The sequence below is a fragment of the Microbacterium sp. PAMC22086 genome (assembly GCF_019443525.1).
GTDB lineage: Bacteria > Actinomycetota > Actinomycetes > Actinomycetales > Microbacteriaceae > Microbacterium > Microbacterium maritypicum.
The window spans coordinates 1,960,091-1,975,487 of sequence record NZ_CP080380.1 but is presented as its reverse complement, the minus strand read 5'-3'; the positions used below and the strand labels follow the sequence as shown (position 1 = coordinate 1,975,487).

17 protein-coding genes are annotated in these 15,397 nt (G+C 68.7%); 10 read left to right on the top strand and 7 right to left on the bottom strand.

What is annotated here, in order from left to right; all coding sequences use genetic code 11:
- Window positions 1-22: 22 nt before the first annotated feature.
- The 3 genes from KY497_RS09850 to KY497_RS09840 are packed head-to-tail and all read right to left on the bottom strand — an operon-like array spanning window position 23 to window position 2,522.
- On the bottom strand, window positions 23-913 hold the full coding sequence (locus KY497_RS09850; RefSeq protein ID WP_055872899.1) for a CPBP family intramembrane glutamic endopeptidase: 891 nt from the start codon (window positions 911-913) through the stop codon (window positions 23-25).
- A complete protein-coding gene (gene trmB / locus KY497_RS09845; RefSeq protein WP_055869043.1) occupies window positions 910-1,635 on the bottom strand; it encodes a tRNA (guanosine(46)-N7)-methyltransferase TrmB in 726 nt (241 codons plus the stop codon). Before trmB ends, KY497_RS09850 begins: the two co-directional genes overlap by 4 nt.
- A 47-nt stretch (window positions 1,636-1,682) precedes the next feature.
- The gene (locus tag KY497_RS09840; protein WP_218682570.1) at window positions 1,683-2,522 is read right to left on the bottom strand and encodes a DUF3097 domain-containing protein; all 840 of its coding nucleotides are present in this window, start codon (window positions 2,520-2,522) and stop codon (window positions 1,683-1,685) included.
- Between the two features lie 122 nt (window positions 2,523-2,644).
- Here KY497_RS09840 and KY497_RS09835 point away from each other — a divergent pair, with 122 nt between their 5' ends.
- The 4 genes from KY497_RS09835 (at window position 2,645) to KY497_RS09820 (ending at window position 6,801) form a co-directional block, all read left to right on the top strand.
- Complete coding sequence (locus KY497_RS09835) at window positions 2,645-4,687, top strand: TPM domain-containing protein (RefSeq protein ID WP_219868956.1); 2,043 nt, start codon at window positions 2,645-2,647, stop codon at window positions 4,685-4,687.
- Between the two features lie 58 nt (window positions 4,688-4,745).
- Window positions 4,746-5,489, top strand: a complete 744-nt coding sequence (locus KY497_RS09830; protein ID WP_055869046.1) for a PspA/IM30 family protein — start codon at window positions 4,746-4,748, stop codon at window positions 5,487-5,489.
- Window positions 5,490-5,554: 65 nt separating this feature from the next.
- Window positions 5,555-6,358, top strand: a complete 804-nt coding sequence (locus KY497_RS09825) for an arginase family protein (protein WP_219868955.1) — start codon at window positions 5,555-5,557, stop codon at window positions 6,356-6,358.
- Window positions 6,355-6,801 (top strand): hypothetical protein, encoded by a 447-nt coding sequence (locus tag KY497_RS09820; protein WP_055869048.1) that lies wholly within the window; start codon window positions 6,355-6,357, stop codon window positions 6,799-6,801. Before KY497_RS09825 ends, KY497_RS09820 begins: the two co-directional genes overlap by 4 nt.
- 90 nt (window positions 6,802-6,891) lie before the next feature.
- On the opposite strand, the gene KY497_RS09815 is transcribed toward KY497_RS09820, so the two are convergent.
- The 3 genes from KY497_RS09815 to KY497_RS09805 are packed head-to-tail and all read right to left on the bottom strand — an operon-like array spanning window position 6,892 to window position 8,620.
- Window positions 6,892-7,362 (bottom strand): SIP domain-containing protein, encoded by a 471-nt coding sequence (locus KY497_RS09815; protein WP_141386435.1) that lies wholly within the window; start codon window positions 7,360-7,362, stop codon window positions 6,892-6,894.
- A 44-nt stretch (window positions 7,363-7,406) separates the two neighbouring features.
- Window positions 7,407-8,147, bottom strand: a complete 741-nt coding sequence (locus KY497_RS09810) for a tyrosine-protein phosphatase (RefSeq protein WP_141386436.1) — start codon at window positions 8,145-8,147, stop codon at window positions 7,407-7,409.
- On the bottom strand, window positions 8,144-8,620 hold the full coding sequence (locus tag KY497_RS09805) for a carboxymuconolactone decarboxylase family protein (RefSeq protein ID WP_055869051.1): 477 nt from the start codon (window positions 8,618-8,620) through the stop codon (window positions 8,144-8,146). The genes KY497_RS09810 and KY497_RS09805 overlap by 4 nt, the downstream gene beginning before the upstream one ends.
- Window positions 8,621-8,793: 173 nt before the next feature.
- On the opposite strand from KY497_RS09805, the gene KY497_RS09800 reads away from it, so the two are divergent.
- The 6 genes from KY497_RS09800 to KY497_RS09775 all read left to right on the top strand — a co-directional run bounded on the left by KY497_RS09800 (window position 8,794) and on the right by KY497_RS09775 (window position 14,749).
- Window positions 8,794-9,720, top strand: a complete 927-nt coding sequence (locus tag KY497_RS09800) for an alpha/beta fold hydrolase (protein ID WP_219868954.1) — start codon at window positions 8,794-8,796, stop codon at window positions 9,718-9,720.
- A gap of 92 nt (window positions 9,721-9,812) precedes the next feature.
- The gene (locus KY497_RS09795) at window positions 9,813-11,333 is read left to right on the top strand and encodes an ABC transporter substrate-binding protein (RefSeq protein ID WP_127482547.1); all 1,521 of its coding nucleotides are present in this window, start codon (window positions 9,813-9,815) and stop codon (window positions 11,331-11,333) included.
- 17 nt (window positions 11,334-11,350) lie between these two features.
- Window positions 11,351-12,301: an ABC transporter permease gene (locus KY497_RS09790; RefSeq protein ID WP_055869054.1), complete on the top strand. Its 951-nt coding sequence runs from the start codon at window positions 11,351-11,353 to the stop codon at window positions 12,299-12,301.
- Complete coding sequence (locus tag KY497_RS09785) at window positions 12,298-13,167, top strand: ABC transporter permease (RefSeq protein WP_219868953.1); 870 nt, start codon at window positions 12,298-12,300, stop codon at window positions 13,165-13,167. Before KY497_RS09790 ends, KY497_RS09785 begins: the two co-directional genes overlap by 4 nt.
- Complete coding sequence (locus tag KY497_RS09780) at window positions 13,164-13,952, top strand: ABC transporter ATP-binding protein (protein ID WP_055869056.1); 789 nt, start codon at window positions 13,164-13,166, stop codon at window positions 13,950-13,952. Before KY497_RS09785 ends, KY497_RS09780 begins: the two co-directional genes overlap by 4 nt.
- On the top strand, window positions 13,952-14,749 hold the full coding sequence (locus KY497_RS09775) for an ABC transporter ATP-binding protein (RefSeq protein ID WP_219868952.1): 798 nt from the start codon (window positions 13,952-13,954) through the stop codon (window positions 14,747-14,749). Before KY497_RS09780 ends, KY497_RS09775 begins: the two co-directional genes overlap by 1 nt.
- 30 nt (window positions 14,750-14,779) lie before the next feature.
- Here KY497_RS09775 and KY497_RS09770 read toward each other — a convergent pair whose 3' ends face one another.
- Complete coding sequence (locus KY497_RS09770; RefSeq protein WP_055872930.1) at window positions 14,780-15,397, bottom strand: GNAT family N-acetyltransferase; 618 nt, start codon at window positions 15,395-15,397, stop codon at window positions 14,780-14,782.

Here is a 15,397-nt window from a genome sequence, read left to right as displayed (position 1 = left end):
CGGCGCGTCTCGATGTGCCGCTCTAGACCAGGAAGATCGACAGCAGTCCCGGGTTGTGCGCGTGCACCAGAACGGCGAAGACCACGGCGTCGAAGAGCAGGTGCACGGTGACGACGTAGGCGAGCGAGTGCGTGCGGAGGAAGATGTAGCCCTGCAGCAGGGCGAACGGAATGGTCAGCAGCGGTCCCCACTCGCGGTAGCCCAGTTCCCACAGGAACGAGACGAAGACGATCGCCTGCAGCAGGTTCGCGACGAGATCCGGGAAGTGGCGCCGCAGCAGAGCGAACACCGTGCAGATGAAGAACAGCTCATCCCAGATGCCGACAGCACCCACGCCGACGAAGAGTCTCGCGATGAGATCGGGCGTGTCGACCACCGGCCAGTTCTGGTACACGCCGCTGGTGATGAAGTAGAAGGGCAGGATCAGCCACCCGAGCACCAGCACCGCCACGAGCCAGCCCCACTGCAGCCGGCCCCAGCGCTTATGGGTCCGCCAGGGGAAGCTGATCGCGCGGTCCCGATAGACGAACCGAGAGATCAGGTACGGCACCGCGACCGCCCCACCCAGTGCGAGGGTGAATCGCAGCATCGCGAGATTGTCGAGCTCTGCGGCCAACGGGATGATGCTCACGATCAGAAGGCCGATCGCGATCAGGGAGAGATCCCTCGTGAGAGACGGGGGCCGGTGCAGGCCGATCGCCCTCGCGCTCTCCCGGCGCGAACCCACGCTCACGACCTGGTCCTCGGGATGCCGACCCCGCTCGATCAGAGCGGCCACGGCGATGCCAGCCGCGAGCAGCGTCCAGCCGAGCCAGGGGATCTCCAGCACGAAGAACGCCGGAGCCGCGGCGCACACGAGCAGCGCCGGCACGAAGCTCCACCGCTGCCTCGTGTCGCGCCGCACATCGGTCATGTGCGCGTCCTGCGCCGATAGACGAGGTCGCGGATGTCCCGCCCCTTGGCGATGCCCTTGCGCTCGAACGCGGTCATCACCCGTCCGTCGAAGCGATCTGCCCATTCTCCGTCGAACGCGCGCTCGAACGACGGCTCGGCATCGAGCACGTCGCGCATCTGCAACGCATAGTCCTCCCAGTCCGTCGCGAGCCGCAGCAGTCCGCCGTCACGCAGTGCCCTCGCGGCGGTGTCGCCGAATCCGGGCCGCACCAGACGGCGCTTGGTGTGCTTCTTCTTGTGCCACGGGTCGGGGAAGAAGATCCACACCTCACGCGCGGCCGCCTCGGGCAGGAACGAGGAGAGCACCTCGGGTGCGTTGGCCTCGACCACGCGCAGGTTCCGGGCGCCCTCGCGATCGGCGTCGAGCATGGTCCGTGCGAGTCCGGCGCGGAACACCTCCACAGCGAGGAAGTCGTCGTCCGGGCGCGACGAGGCCGCCGCCACGATCGCATGCCCCTGCCCCGAGCCGATCTCGACATAGAGATCCGCCGAGCGTCCGTACTCGGTCGCGGGGTCCAAGCGCGCCTCGGGGTGCACTGAGGTCCAGGCGACATCGCGCGGCACATCGAGCAGATAGTGCGGGCCGAGCTCGGTGAAGGCGCGCTCCTGCGCGTCGGACATCCGGCCGCTGCGGCGCACGAACGAGACCGGCTCGTCTCGGAAGGTACGGGGTTCGGGCATGTTTCCAGGGTAGCCGTCGGCGTCGTGGCCTCCGGTGCCGCGGCGGCTCAGACCGCCGGCGCCGTGACGAAGTCGATGAGCTCCTCCACACGGCCCAGCAGCGCCGGTTCCAGGTCTCGATACGTCGTGACCTTGGAGAGGATGTGCTGCCAGGCGCGGGCGATGTCGGCCTGCGTCTCGTGAGGCCAGCCGAACGAGCGGCAGATCCCGACCTTCCACTCGATGCCGCGCGGGATCTCCGGCCACTTCGCGATGCCGAGAGCTCGCGGCGTCACGCACTGCCAGACGTCGACGAAAGGATGCCCGACGATGCGGAGATGGCGTCCGTGCGGGCCGCGCGCGACGGCGTCGGCGATCCTCGACTCCTTCGAGCCCGCGACGAGGTGATCGACGAGGACGCCGTAGCGTCGCGTCGCACTGGGCGGCTCGGCGGCCAGCAGATCATCGAGCAGATCCACGCCCTGGAGGAACTCGACGACCACTCCCTCGACCCGCAGGTCGGCGCCCCACACCTTCTCGACGAGTTCGGCATCGTGCTTGCCCTCGACGAGGATCCGACTGGGCAGGGCCACGCGGGCGCGCTGGTCGGCGACGACGAAGGAACCGGATGCCGTCCGGCGAGGTCCCTGCTCCTTCGCTGCGGGGACGACCAGCCGGACAGGTGCGCCGTCGATGAGGAACCCCCCGCCGAGGGGGAACAGGCGCCGGCGCCCGAGGCGGTCCTCCAGCTCGACGTTGCCGCCCTGCACTCGGGTGACCGCACCGCAGAAGCCGTCGTCGGCGACCTCGACCACGAGATCCGCCTCCGCCGCGACCTGTGGCACCTTCTTCGCGCCGCGGTCGCGCCAGCCCGTCGCCAGCACATCCGAACCGTACATGTCGTCCATGCCTCCCAGCGTATGTGTCTGCGCTGAGGGCGAACGGCGAACCCGCCGTGAGTGCTGTCGCGTGTCGGACGGAGTGCATAGACTCAAGGCATGGGGCTCGGCTGCCGGTCGGAGGGAACACGATGACGAAACGGTGGCTCGCGCTGGCCGCACTCACCCTCGCTGCGGTCGCCGGGGCGTTCACCGCCTCCGCGGCATCCGCCACCGATCCGGTCACGCTCGACGCCGGCTACGTCACCGACCAGGCCGGAGTGCTGAGCGCCGACGAAGAAGCCACCGTCGAGGCCAGGCTCCAGGAGCTGACCGACAACTCGAACGCAGATCTGTTCGTCGTCCTCGTCGACGACTTCACCAATCCCACCGACAACGTGCAGTGGGCCGACACGGTCGCGCAGAACAACAACCTCGGCACCGAGCAGTATCTCCTCGCGATCGCCGTCGACGGGCGCAGCTACTACATCTCCGCTGCGCCCGACGGTCCGGTGAGCTTCGGCCAGCTCGACAGCATCGAAGACAAGATGGTCCCCTTCGCCGCAGACGGCGACTGGGTCGGAGCGATCACCCTCGCCGCCGACGAGATCCAGGGAGACGGGGGCGCCGGCGCACTGCGCATCGGACTGATCGTGGTCGCCGTCATCGCGGTGGCGCTTCTTCTCTGGCTCGTCATCGCCCTGGTGCGCCGCGCACGCCGCAGGGCCGAGATCCGCGAGCGCGGAGCCATGCCGGAGACGCCCGACCCCGCCGATCCCTTCTCCACCCTCACCGACCAGCAGGTCGAGACGCAGGCCGGACTCGCGCTCGTGCAGGCCGACAACGCCATCACCTCCAGCAGAGAGGAACTCGGCTTCGCCGTCGCGCAGTTCGGTGAAGGAGCGACCGAGGAGTTCACGCGCGTCGTCGACGCCGCGAAGGCGAAGATCTCCGAGGCCTTCGACCTCAAGCAGAAGCTCGACGACGAGATCGAGGACACGATCCACGACCGCAGGGCCTGGCACATCCGCATCATCCGGATCGCCGACGAGATCGACGACATCCTCGACGACAACACGGCGGCCTTCGACGCCCTCCGCAAGCTGGAGCAGAACGCCCCGCAGGAACTCGAGCGGGTCCGCGGTGAGCGCGCAGCCCTCGACCCCGTCCTCGCTTCGGCAGCTCCGGCGCTAGCCGCGCTGTCGACGACCTACGCCCCGGCGGCACTCGCGATGGTCGCAGACAACCCCGCCCAGGCCCGCGAACGCGCCGATCTCGCGGATCGGTCGATCGAGGCGGCCGCGGCGGCGATCGCGGCCGGGCGCTCGGGCGAGGCGGCCTTCGCCATCCGCACGGCCGAGCAATCCGTCGCGCAGGCCACGCAGCTCGCACAGGCTGTCTCGACGCTGGGGGCCGAGCTCTCCACGATCGAGGCGCAGTCCCAGGCGCTCGTCGCCGAGCTGCAGGCAGACCTCGCCGCAGCGCAGCAGCTTCCCGACCCCTCGGGCACGATCGCCGCAGCGGCCTCCGCGACCGCGCAGCAGCTTCAGGTGGCGCAGACCGAGCTCGCCGGTTCCGCGCGCAATCCGCAGCGTGTGCTCGAGGCGCTCAGCGCGGCCAACGCACAGATCGACGCGGCGATCGCGCAGGGTCGGGAGAGCGTCGAACGCGCCCGCCGTGTGCAGCAGATGCTGGAGCAGACCCTCGCGCAGGCGAACTCCGAGATCCGTGCCGCTCGCGAGTTCATCGAGACCCGTCGTGGGACCGTCGGCTCCACCGCACGCACGCGTCTCGCCAACGCCGAGGCGAGTCTGTCGCAGGCGCTGAATCTGCGAGCCACCGACCCGGACGCCGCGCTGGCGGAAGCGAATCGTGCGCTCGCTCTGGCGGGACAGGCAACGTCCGCGGCGCAGTCCGACGTGCAGTCCTACAACCCTCCCGGCTTCGACCAGGGCGGCTTCGGCGGCCCCTTCGGCGGTTCCGGATCGTCGTCGGGCGGTTCGGGGATCGGCGGCGACATCCTCGGCGGCATCATCGGCGGCCTGCTCGCTGGTGGAGGCGGAGGCTCCTCTCGTCGAGGAAGCAGCAGCGGCTGGCGCTCCTCGGGAGGGGGAGGCTTCCGCAGCTCCGGTTTCGGAGGCGGAGGTTCGCGCAGCAGCGGCCGCAGCGGCCGATCGGGAGGTAGACGCTTCTGATCCCCTACACAGACACTTACGACAAGCTCTCGAAGACGCCCTCTGAAAGGAACCACGCATGACCAAACAGTCCATCTTCGGACGTATCTCGACCCTCGTCCGCGCGAACATCAACTCCCTGCTGGACTCTGCGGAAGACCCGCAGAAGATGATCGACCAGCTCGTTCGCGACTACACGAACAGCATCGCCGACGCCGAGTCCGCGATCGCGGAGACCATCGGCAACCTGCGCCTGCTCGAGCGCGACCACGAGGAAGACGTCCAGGCTTCGACCGAGTGGGGCAACAAGGCCCTCGCCGCCAGCCGCAAGGCCGATGAGATGCGCGCGAGCGGCAACACCGCCGACGCCGACAAGTTCGACAACCTGGCGAAGATCGCTCTCCAGCGTCAGATCAGCGCCGAGCGCGAGGCCACGGGCGCCGAGCCGCAGATCGCGGCCCAGACCGAGATCGTCGACAAGCTCAAGAGCGGCCTGAACGGCATGAAGGACAAGCTGGTCGAGCTCAAGAACAAGCGCAGCGAACTCCTCGCCCGCGCCAAGGTCGCCGAGGCGCAGACCAAGGTGCAGGACGCGGTCGGCTCGATCAACGTGCTCGACCCCACCAGCGAGCTGGGCCGTTTCGAGGACAAGGTCCGCCGCCAGGAGGCCATCGCACAGGGCAAGATCGAGCTCGCAGCGTCGAGCCTCGACGCCCAGTTCGAGAGCCTGGAAGACCTCGGCGAGCTGACCGAGGTCGAGGCGCGCCTCGCCGAGCTCAAGGCCGGCAGCACCGCTCCCCGCCAGGCCATCGAAGGCAACTGACACGACCGGCGGATGCCCCGAGCTGCGTGCCCGGGGCATCCGCCCTCTCTTCTTCGGAGGCACCCATGGTGCGATTCCTCGTCATCCCGCAGTGGCAGGGCTCGCCCGCACCGCGCGCGATGCTGCTCACAGACGGCGCCTCGGCGATCTCCGGTGATCTCCCCCGGGCTGCCACGACCGTGCTCGATGTGCCGGTCGAGGCCGGCGAATCCCTGGGCACCGGAGTCCGCCGCCTGAGTGCGCTTCTCCGCACCCGCGAACTCGTCCACGGGCACATCGACTCCGGCACCGTCGTGATCGGTGGTGATTGCAGCGTCACCGTCGCCGCCCTCGATGCACTGCCCGGGGGCACCGAGGGTCTTGCCGTGGTGTGGTGCGATGCGCACGCCGACATGCACACCCCCGAGACCTCGCCGTCCGGTGCGTTCTCGGGCATGGCGCTGCGGGCTCTGCTCGGCGAGGGAGAGGAACAGCTCGTGCTCACCCCCGCGATCCCTGCGAGCCGCGTGGTGACGGTCGGGATCCGCAATCTCGACGACGAGGAGGTCGACCAGATCGCCCCTCTCACCAACCTCTCGGTCGACGACCTCGCCCGCCCGGAGGCGCTGCTCGACGCGGTCCGCGCGACCGGGGCTTCACGCGTGTGGGTGCACATCGATGTCGATGTGCTGGACCCCTCAGACTTCGCCGGCGTCTCGTCCTCGGTGCCCTTCGGGCTCTCCCCCGCAGCACTCAGCACCGCCATCCGAGCCCTGCGCACCGAGGTGCCGCTCGCAGGCGCGACCATCGCCGGGTTCGCACCCCGCTCTCCGGCCGATGCCGTCGACGACCTCGGTGCACTGCTGCGGCTGGTCGGAGCGGTGGCGTGACCGCCGGGGCCGACTGGCGAACGCGAGCCGATGAGATCCTCGCTCGTGGACGACGATTCGACCGCCGCATCCCGTCCTTCCTGCTGCGCTCTCCGGTGAGCAGGCTCGGCTACCTCTGGGGCACGGCCGTCGGCTGGGTGTGGGGATCCCTGTGGAGCACCGGCCCCGTCGAGCGGCGTGCCGGACTGTGGATCTTCCAGGGCATGCCGAGCTGGACCTTCAACCGCGGAGGAGTGTGCGTCGGCGGCTGCTTCCTGACCGGTGACAGCCGTCCCAGCGAGGCGGTGCTCCGTCACGAGGCTGTGCACAAGGCGCAGTGGCTCCGCTACGGCTTCCTGATGCCCGTTCTCTACCTGTTCGCCGGCCGAGACCCGCTGCGCAACCGCTTCGAGATCGAAGCGGGGCTGGAGGACGGAAACTACGTGCGACGCACGCGCCGATAGATCGCGGCCGTCCGCGAGACGCACCGCAGCTCACAGCACCGCGTTCAGGAGGCCATCGCTGCGCGCGAACGCGGATCGGCAGAGGCCGTGTCAGTGTTCGACGGGCAGCAGGCCGAAGCGCTCGGGAGCATGGATGAGCGCCGGCGAGATCTCCAACGAGGTCGTCAGGTGCTCGACGATGTCTGCCGTGCCCAGGTAGCCGCCCAGCAGGGTGACGTGGGTCTCGATCTCGTCGTCGCACATCATCTCGTCGGCCCACGCACAGGTCGCGCGCGCCAGCGCCTGGCCCGGTGCGCACGCACGACCGCTTCCGGGGGCACCCGATCGCTGCTCTCGCGCCAGCCATGTCACCGTCATGCGGCCAGGGGCCTCGATGAAGCCGATATCGGCGACCTCGGGCACCTCGATGAAGATGCGGCCGGACGCGCACAGCGGCAACGTCGTCAGGAACACCGCGAGCTCGGTCAGCGAGCGCTCGTCCGCCGTCACCAGGTGGTGGGAACGCCGACGGGCTGCGCGACGTTCGGCGCGCGTGCCGCGAGTCTCGAGCGAGGTGTTCATGGTGTCTTCATCGTACACCAAATGAAGGCTTGCCTAACCTTGCATCAGCTGGGCAGCGATGAGGTCGACGGCTCCGACGCATCCTCCACGAGTGCCGCCGACAGCGCGGCCAGCTCTGCGTCGGTCACCCCCTGCGCGCGCAGGTATCCGGCAGCAGACCCCCACCGTTCGTCCACCTGCTCCAGCAGGCGCCGCATCACGGGCGCCGGAGACTGGGTGGCGAGCGCCACCGCGTGCACGGCTTCCGGGTGCTGGGTGCGAAGGTAGTCGGCGATCCGCTGCGAACGCTGAGCCGGGAGCTGTGACTCCGTGAGCGCATAGTCGGCGATCACGGCCTCCCGATCGGCGCCGACGGCGGAGAGGGCGAGGGCGACGGTGACCCCCGTGCGGTCCTTACCGACCGTGCAATGCACCAGCGTGCGCTCCCCCGCGGCGATGATGCGGATGGCGTCCGCGAGCCGTTCCCCGCTCTCTTCGAGGAGATGCAGATACAGGTCGTCGAGGCTGGTGTCGGCTTCGAAGAAGGATCGCACCGACCCCAGGAACAGCGGCAGGTGCGTGGTGTCAGGCCCCTCGATCTCCGAGGGCTCCGCTGCGACCTCTTCGCCGTCACGCAGATCCACGATGTGCTGGACGCGGGCCCGCAACGCGGCGGCGCCCGAGGTGGTCGCCCCGGAGAGTTGCCCTGCTCTCAGCAGAGCGCCGGAGCGGATGCGCCCGCCGTTCGCCGGCATGCCCCCGACATCCCTGACGTTGAAGACCCCTTCGATCTCGAGGATGGTCATGCCTGGGCCTGCGGGGCGCGAACGGGAACCGGGTATCGTCCGGCGATCACGATGCGGTTGAACGCATTGATGGATACGCACGCCCAGCTGAGCGCCGCGTACTCCTTCTCGGTGAACACGCTTCCGACCTGGTCGTACACCTCATCGGATATCCCGTCCTCGGCGATGAACGTGAAGGCTTCGGCGAGCTCGAGCGCAGCGCGCTCGCGATCGCTGAACACGCCGCTCTCTCGCCAGGTGGGAATCTGCGTGAGTGTGTCGATGTCGACTCCGGCCGCCACCGCCCTGTCGACATGGATCCGCGCACAGTAGGCGCAGCCGTTGAGCTGCGAGCAGTGGATCATGACGAGCTCCTTGAGGCGCTCGTCGATGCCGTTGGCCGCGCAGATCTGCCCCACGGTCTTCGAGAATGCGTCAAGCGCCTGGTACGCGGCCGGTTCGGTCTTGGACAGGTGCACACGCGTCTCGCTCATGACTCCATGATATTCGGCGTCTCAGAGCGGGGCCCCGACCGGAGCCATCCACCACTGAAATGCACTACGACAAGAACACCTTGTCAACAGTGGACATATTGCGAGCCGTGAGACAGCATCCACTTGCCATATTGATCCGGCATTTCCGGCATGTCGGGCGGAGGGAGCAGAATGTGGAGGTGGCGATCGACAACAGCGAGTTCAGCTATCTTCCCGCACAGGCCGAAGCGCTCGGCGTCCCCCTTCCCCGGGTAGAACGTCTCACCCTTCCGCTCGCCGACGGACGCACCCTGAGTGCCCTCCGCTTCGGAAGCGAAGCCCCGCGCGTGACGCTGCTGCACGGCGCGGGCCTGAACGCGCACACCTGGGACACCACAACGCTCGCGCTGCAGCAGCCCCTCCTCGCGATCGATCTCGCCGGGCACGGCGACTCCTCCTGGCGAGACGACGTCGACTACACGCCGCGCACCCTCGCCCGCGACGTCGCTGCCGCGATCGAGGCCTGGACCACGCAGCCCCAGCTGGTGGTCGGGCAGTCGCTCGGAGGCCTCACGGGCGCCGCTCTCGCCGCCTCGCGACCTGATCTGGTGTCCGAGGTCATCATCATCGACATCACGCCCGGCATCGACGTGACAGCCGGTCCTGCGGCGTTGCGCGAGTTCTACGCCGGCCCGACTGACTTCGCCTCACGGGACGAACTCGTCGACAAGGCGATCTCGCTCGGCTTCGGCGGGACGCGCCCCGAGACGGAACGCGGCGTCTTCTTGAACACGCGCGTGCGCGCGGACGGACGTGTGGAGTGGAAGCACCACTTCGCCCATCTCGCCGCCCAGGCACTGGCGGCTCACGATCCCGGATCGGCGACGGCGCCGTCGGTGCTCCACGAGACGGGCTGGGACGACCTGGCAGCGGTCACCGCGCCGATCACACTGGTGCGCGCGGCACGCGGCTTCGTCAGCGAAGAAGATGCCGCGGAGCTCCAGCGACGCGTCCCCACGGCCCACCTGGTCGTCCTCGATGCGACCCACAATGTGCAGGAGACGGCTCCGGTCGCTCTGGCCGGGCTCATCGAATCAGCGACCCCCGCCCGCAGAATATGACGTTCCGTTCCATACCCGACCCTCACCCCGCCACACATCTCTAGGCTCGATCCCACGGCACACAGCAGCTGCCGCACCGAGAGGAAACGCCCATGTTCCGACGTACCCGACGTCTCGCGCTGATATCCGCGCTCGCGGCCACCGCCGTGATCCTGAGCGCATGCTCCGGCACTCCCGACCCCGAGCCCAGCAGCGCGCCGGGAACACCCGACCCGAACGCGACGCTGCACGTCGGTCTCGTCCTCGAGCCGACCAACCTCGACATCCGTCACACCAGCGGCGCCGCCCTCGAGCAGATCCTGATCGACAACATCTACGAAGGCCTCGTGACCCGCACGCAGGACAACGAGATCGAAGGTCGGCTCGCCTCGGACTACGAGGTCTCCTCCGACGGCCTCACCTACACGTTCACGCTGAACGAGGGTGTCCTGTTCCATGACGGAACGCCTCTCACCTCGGCCGACGTCGTCTCCTCCTACGAGACCGTCCGCACCGATGCGACCGTGCAGGGCAACGCGGACTTCGCCGCCGTCACGGCGATCACCGCGCCCGACCCGACGACGGTCGAGATCACGCTGTCCGAGCCGAACCAGAACTTCCTGTTCGCCCTCACCGGGCCCGCAGGTCTCGTCTTCAAGTCCGCGGACACGACCGAGCTGAAGACCGCGGAAAACGGCACCGGACCCTTCACGCTGACGCGCTGGAACAAGGGCAGCACCATCACGTTCGCGCGCAACGACGCCTACTGGGGGGATCCTGCCGGGGTCGCCCAGGTCGAGTTCCAGTACATCCCCGACTTCACCGCCGGCGTCAACGCAGCGCTGGCCGGCGACGTCGATGTGCTCACCGCCGTCGACCCGAACCTCGCGCCTCAGCTCGAGGACTCCGGCGACTTCGCCCTCACGACGGGACGCACGACCGACAAGGCGACACTCGCCTTCAACAACAAGAAGGCACCGCTCGACGACGTCCGCGTGCGCGAAGCGCTGCGCCTCGCCATCGACCACGACGCCCTCATCGAGGCGGTCGGCGCTGGAACGCCCCTGTACGGTCCGATCCCCGAGCTCGACCCCGGTTATGAAGATCTGTCGGATGTCGTCTCCTATGACCCGGAGAAGGCCAAGGCGCTGCTCGCCGAGGCCGGCCAGAAGGATCTGGAGCTGACGCTCACGATCCCCTCGTTCTACGGGACGACCGTTCCCAAAGTGCTGATCTCCGACTTCAAGAAGGTCGGTGTGACCCTCGAGGTGAACGCGGTCGAGTTCCCGACCTGGCTGGAAGACGTCTACACCAACCAGGACTACGACCTGAGCTTCGTGCTGCACGTCGAGCCCCGAGATTTCGGCAACTTCGCCAACCCGGACTATTACTTCGGGTACGACAACGCCGAGGTGCAGAGCCTTTACGCGAAGGCGCTGGCCGAGGTCGACCCCGACAAGTCCGCTGAACTGCTCGCACAGGCTGCACGCCTCGTGTCGGAGGACCACGCCGCCGACTGGCTGTACAACGGCGAGACCATCACGGCGGTGAGTCCCAACGTGACCGGATTCCCCGAAGACTCCATCAACTCGCGCATCAACCTCGCCGGCGTCACCGTCTCCGCCGAGAAGTAGCGAGCGGTCACCCCTTCGTGCTCCGCTACGCGCTCGTCCGAGGAGCCCTGCTCATCGCAGGGCTCCTCGTCTCGAGCGTGCTCATCTTCCTGACGCTGCGCGTCTTCCCCGGCGACGTCGCGCAGCTCATCGCGGGCACGCAGGCCTCCCCCGTCGAGGTCGAAGCCCTTCGCGAGTCCCTCGGTCTGAACCGTCCTCTGCTCGCCCAGTACACGGACTGGATCGGGGGGATCTTCCGCGGCGACCTGGGCACCTCGCTGCTGTCGGGGGCATCCGTCGGGGAAGAGCTGTTCCTCAAGGCCCAGGTCACCGTTCCACTGGGGGTCATGTCGCTGCTGATCGCCGTGCTCATCGCCGTGCCCTTCGGAATCCTGGCCGCGCTCCTGCGCAACCGTCGCGGCGGCACCGCACTCAGCGTCGGTGCCCAGACGCTGGCCGCCGTACCCGTGGTGTGGGCCGGCATGATGCTCATCGTCGTGTTCTCGGTCTGGCTGGGGTGGCTTCCTCCGCAGGGCTTCCCCCGCACCGGCTGGTCGACCCCGGGGAAGGCGATCGAGTCCCTGCTGCTCCCCGCCTTGACGATCGGCATCGTCGAGGGGGCGATGCTCATGCGATTCGTCCGCAGCGCAACCCTGCAGGCCGCCGGGCAGGACTTCGTCCGCACCGCCGCGGCGAAGGGCCTCACCCGCACGCGCGCTCTCATCCAGCACGGCATCCCCGCCGTCGGCCTCTCGATCATCACGGTGCTCGGCCTGCAGGTGGCCGGCATCATCGTCGGCTCGGTGGTGATCGAGCAGCTGTTCACCCTTCCGGGGATCGGACGCATGCTCGTGGCCGATGTCGGCACCCGCGACCTCATCAAGGTGCAGAGCGAACTGCTGGTGCTCACCGGCTTCGTACTGGTCGTGGGCTTCCTGGTCGATCTCCTGCACCGCGCGATCGACCCTCGGCAACGGGAGGCCGCATGATTCCGCGCTGGCTCGACCGACTCTGGGCCGCCTCGACAGGGCGCTTCGGGATCATCGTCGTGGCGGTGATCGCCGTCACCGCTCTCGTGTCGCTGTTGTGGACGCCGTTCGACCCGCAGGCCTCGGACATCGGCGATCGCTGGCTGCCACCGAGCTGGCCGCACCTCCTCGGCACGGACGACACCGGACGCGACATCCTGAGCCTGCTGATGGCGGGGGCACGCACGACGGTGTTCGTCAGCGTGGGCGCCGGCATCGTGGCCACCGTGGTGGGCATCGCCCTCGCCGCGCTCGGAGCGCTGACGGCGCGCTGGCTGCGAGAGACCGTCGCCGTGCTCGTCGACATCCTGATCGCCTTCCCCGTGCTGCTGATCGCCATGATGATCTCCTCCGTCTGGGGTGGCTCGCTCTGGGTCGTGATCTGGGCGGTGGGCATCGGATTCGGCGTGAACATCGCGAGGGTCACCCGGCCGGAGCTGCGCCGCGTGCAGCAGAGCGACTTCGTCCTGGCCGCGCGAGCCGCAGGACTCACTCCCTCCCAGAGCCTCGTGCGCCACCTGCTTCCGAACGTGGCGCCGGTCTTCATCGTGCAGCTGTCGTGGTCTATGGCCGTCGCCGTCCTCGCCGAGGCCGGGCTGTCCTACCTGGGCTTCGGCGCTTCCGTGGTCGAGCCGAGCTGGGGCCTGCTGCTCGCCGATCTCCAGCGGTACATCGGGGTGCATCCGCTCTCGGTCATCTGGCCAGGACTCACGATCACGATCACCGTGCTCGCCCTCAACCTGCTGGGCGACGGCCTGCGCGAGGCGACCGATCCCACCCTGCGGCATCGCGCCGCCGAGATCCACACCCCGGGGGTGGTCGCATGAGCCTGTCGGTGCACGACCTCGTGATCGAGATCGACGGACGAACGGTGGTCGACGGCGTCTCCTTCGACGTGCCGGACGGCGCTCGACTCGGTCTGATCGGCGAATCCGGCTCCGGCAAGTCGCTCACCGCCCTCGCGGTGCTGGGCCTGCTCCCCGACGGCGCGACCGCGAGCGGCAGCATCCGCTGGGACGGCACCGAGTTGATCGGGATGCCCGATCGCGAGCTCGCCCGTCTGCGCGGCGACGACATCGGCATCGTGTTCCAAGAACCGCGCACCGCTCTGAACCCCATCAGGACGGTCGGTCGGCAGATCGCGGAGTCGATCCGCATCCATCAGGGACTGGGCCGCCGCGAGGCCAGGGAGCGGGCGATCGTCGAGGCCGCCCGCGTCCGGCTTCCCGATCCCGAGTCGATCGTCGACCGCTACCCCCATCAGCTCTCCGGCGGCCAGAGGCAACGCGTCGCCATCGCGATGGCGCTGGCCTGTCGCCCACGCCTGCTCATCGCCGACGAGCCGACGACCGCGCTCGACGTCACGATCCAGGCCGAGATCCTCTCCCTGCTGCTGTCCCTCGTCGCCGACGAGGGGATGTCCCTCGTCTTCATCACCCACGACCTCGCCGTGCTCGCCCAGGTCGCGACCGACGGCGTCGTGCTCGAACACGGGCGGGTCGTCGAGGCCGCTCCGGTCTCGACCCTCCTGTCGACCCCTGCGTCCCCGGTCACCCAGGGACTGCTGCGAGATGCGACGGCGACGCTGTGGCGACCGGACGGGGACGCCTGATGAACCTGATCGAAGCTCGCGGACTCGGACGGGACTTCTTCGTCCCGAAGCGCTCCGCCTTCGAGCGCACTCGGACCCAGACCGCCCTGGCCCCCACCGACCTCGATGTCGTCGAAGGATCATCCGTCGGCATCATCGGCGAGTCCGGATCGGGAAAGTCCACCCTGGTGAGACTGCTCCTGGGGCTCGACCGAGCGACCTCCGGCACCGTCCGCATCGACGGCCGTGCGGTGGACGCCACAGCCTCGGCGCAGTCTCTGCACTGGCTGCGCCGGGAGACCGGGCTGGTGTTCCAAGACCCCTACGCGTCGCTCGATCGCCGCATGACGGCCGGTCAGATCGTCCGAGAACCGCTCTGGGCACTCGGCGTCGAGGGCGACCACCGTGCGCGGGTCCGCGAGGTGCTCGCGCAGGTGGGTCTGGAACCGGAGATGGGCGACCGCTACCCGCACGAGTTCTCGGGCGGGCAGCGGCAGCGGATCGCCCTCGCGCGGGCGATCGTGCATCGCCCGCGGATCCTGGTGGGCGACGAACCGCTGTCGGCGCTCGACGTGACGGTGCGTGCGCAGATCCTCGACCTGCTGATCGAGCTGCGACGGACGAGCGATCTGACCCTCGTGCTCGTCTCGCACGACATCGGCGTCGTGCAGAACCTGTGCGACACGGTCGTCGTGATGAAAGACGGGCGGATCGTCGAACGCGGCTCCACGACGGACGTGCTCCTGCACCCGGAACAGGACTACACGAAGAAGCTCCTCGCGGCGATCCCCGTGATCCCCGGCTCTCCCGGGCGGTGATCCGACGCCGGTTCGAGCGGACGCCGACGGTCAGCGCCGCGCGCCGAACAGACTCCCCCGTCGCCGTCCTGTGGGCTTGAGCACTCGGCGCATGTAGACGGTGCCGAGGTCGCGGCCGAACTTGTATCCGACGCGCCCCATCCGTCCGGCCTCGATGAAGCCGAGCTTCTCGTGCAACCGGATCGACGCCTCGGCGCCGTGGTCGCTGATGACCGCGACCATCTCGCGCAGCCCGATCTGCTCGCAGGCGTCGATGAGCGCCTGCAGCAATGCTGCCCCCAGACCCTTGCCCCCGGCGCCGGGACCGAGGTAGATCGAATCCTCGACCGTGTACTTGTAGGCGTTCTTGCCCGCCCAGGGCTGCGCGAGCGCGTAGCCCAACACCTCACCGCCCGGCGACACCGCGACGAGGAACGGCAGCTGCAGCCTGGTCAGCAGCGCGTACTTGTCCCGCCAGTAGGGGATGCTGCTGCGCCGCTCGTCGAGCGTCACGGCCGAGTTGCTCACGAAGTGGTTGTAGATCTCCCGCACGTGAGGGAGGTCTGCGGGCCGGGCAGCACGGATCGTGTAGGAGAAGACCTCTGGGGCAGGTGCGGGCCGAAGATGGCGCGGCAGAACGCGGCGACGGTCCCCCGGCTCGAACTGCAT

Excerpts from the sequence above, each read along its gene's own strand:
- KY497_RS09850 (WP_055872899.1), bottom strand. The coding sequence starts at position 913 with ATGACCGATGTGCGGCGCGACACGAGGCAGCGGTGGAGCTTCGTGCCG.
- trmB (WP_055869043.1), bottom strand. The coding sequence starts at position 1,635 with ATGCCCGAACCCCGTACCTTCCGAGACGAGCCGGTCTCGTTCGTGCGC.
- KY497_RS09840 (WP_218682570.1), bottom strand. The coding sequence starts at position 2,522 with ATGGACGACATGTACGGTTCGGATGTGCTGGCGACGGGCTGGCGCGAC.
- KY497_RS09835 (WP_219868956.1), top strand. The coding sequence starts at position 2,645 with ATGACGAAACGGTGGCTCGCGCTGGCCGCACTCACCCTCGCTGCGGTC.
- KY497_RS09830 (WP_055869046.1), top strand. The coding sequence starts at position 4,746 with ATGACCAAACAGTCCATCTTCGGACGTATCTCGACCCTCGTCCGCGCG.
- KY497_RS09825 (WP_219868955.1), top strand. The coding sequence starts at position 5,555 with ATGGTGCGATTCCTCGTCATCCCGCAGTGGCAGGGCTCGCCCGCACCG.
- KY497_RS09815 (WP_141386435.1), bottom strand. The coding sequence starts at position 7,362 with ATGAACACCTCGCTCGAGACTCGCGGCACGCGCGCCGAACGTCGCGCA.
- KY497_RS09810 (WP_141386436.1), bottom strand. The coding sequence starts at position 8,147 with ATGACCATCCTCGAGATCGAAGGGGTCTTCAACGTCAGGGATGTCGGG.
- KY497_RS09805 (WP_055869051.1), bottom strand. The coding sequence starts at position 8,620 with ATGAGCGAGACGCGTGTGCACCTGTCCAAGACCGAACCGGCCGCGTAC.
- KY497_RS09795 (WP_127482547.1), top strand. The coding sequence starts at position 9,813 with ATGTTCCGACGTACCCGACGTCTCGCGCTGATATCCGCGCTCGCGGCC.
- KY497_RS09785 (WP_219868953.1), top strand. The coding sequence starts at position 12,298 with ATGATTCCGCGCTGGCTCGACCGACTCTGGGCCGCCTCGACAGGGCGC.
- KY497_RS09780 (WP_055869056.1), top strand. The coding sequence starts at position 13,164 with ATGAGCCTGTCGGTGCACGACCTCGTGATCGAGATCGACGGACGAACG.
- KY497_RS09775 (WP_219868952.1), top strand. The coding sequence starts at position 13,952 with ATGAACCTGATCGAAGCTCGCGGACTCGGACGGGACTTCTTCGTCCCG.
- KY497_RS09770 (WP_055872930.1), bottom strand. The coding sequence starts at position 15,397 with ATGCAGTTCGAGCCGGGGGACCGTCGCCGCGTTCTGCCGCGCCATCTT.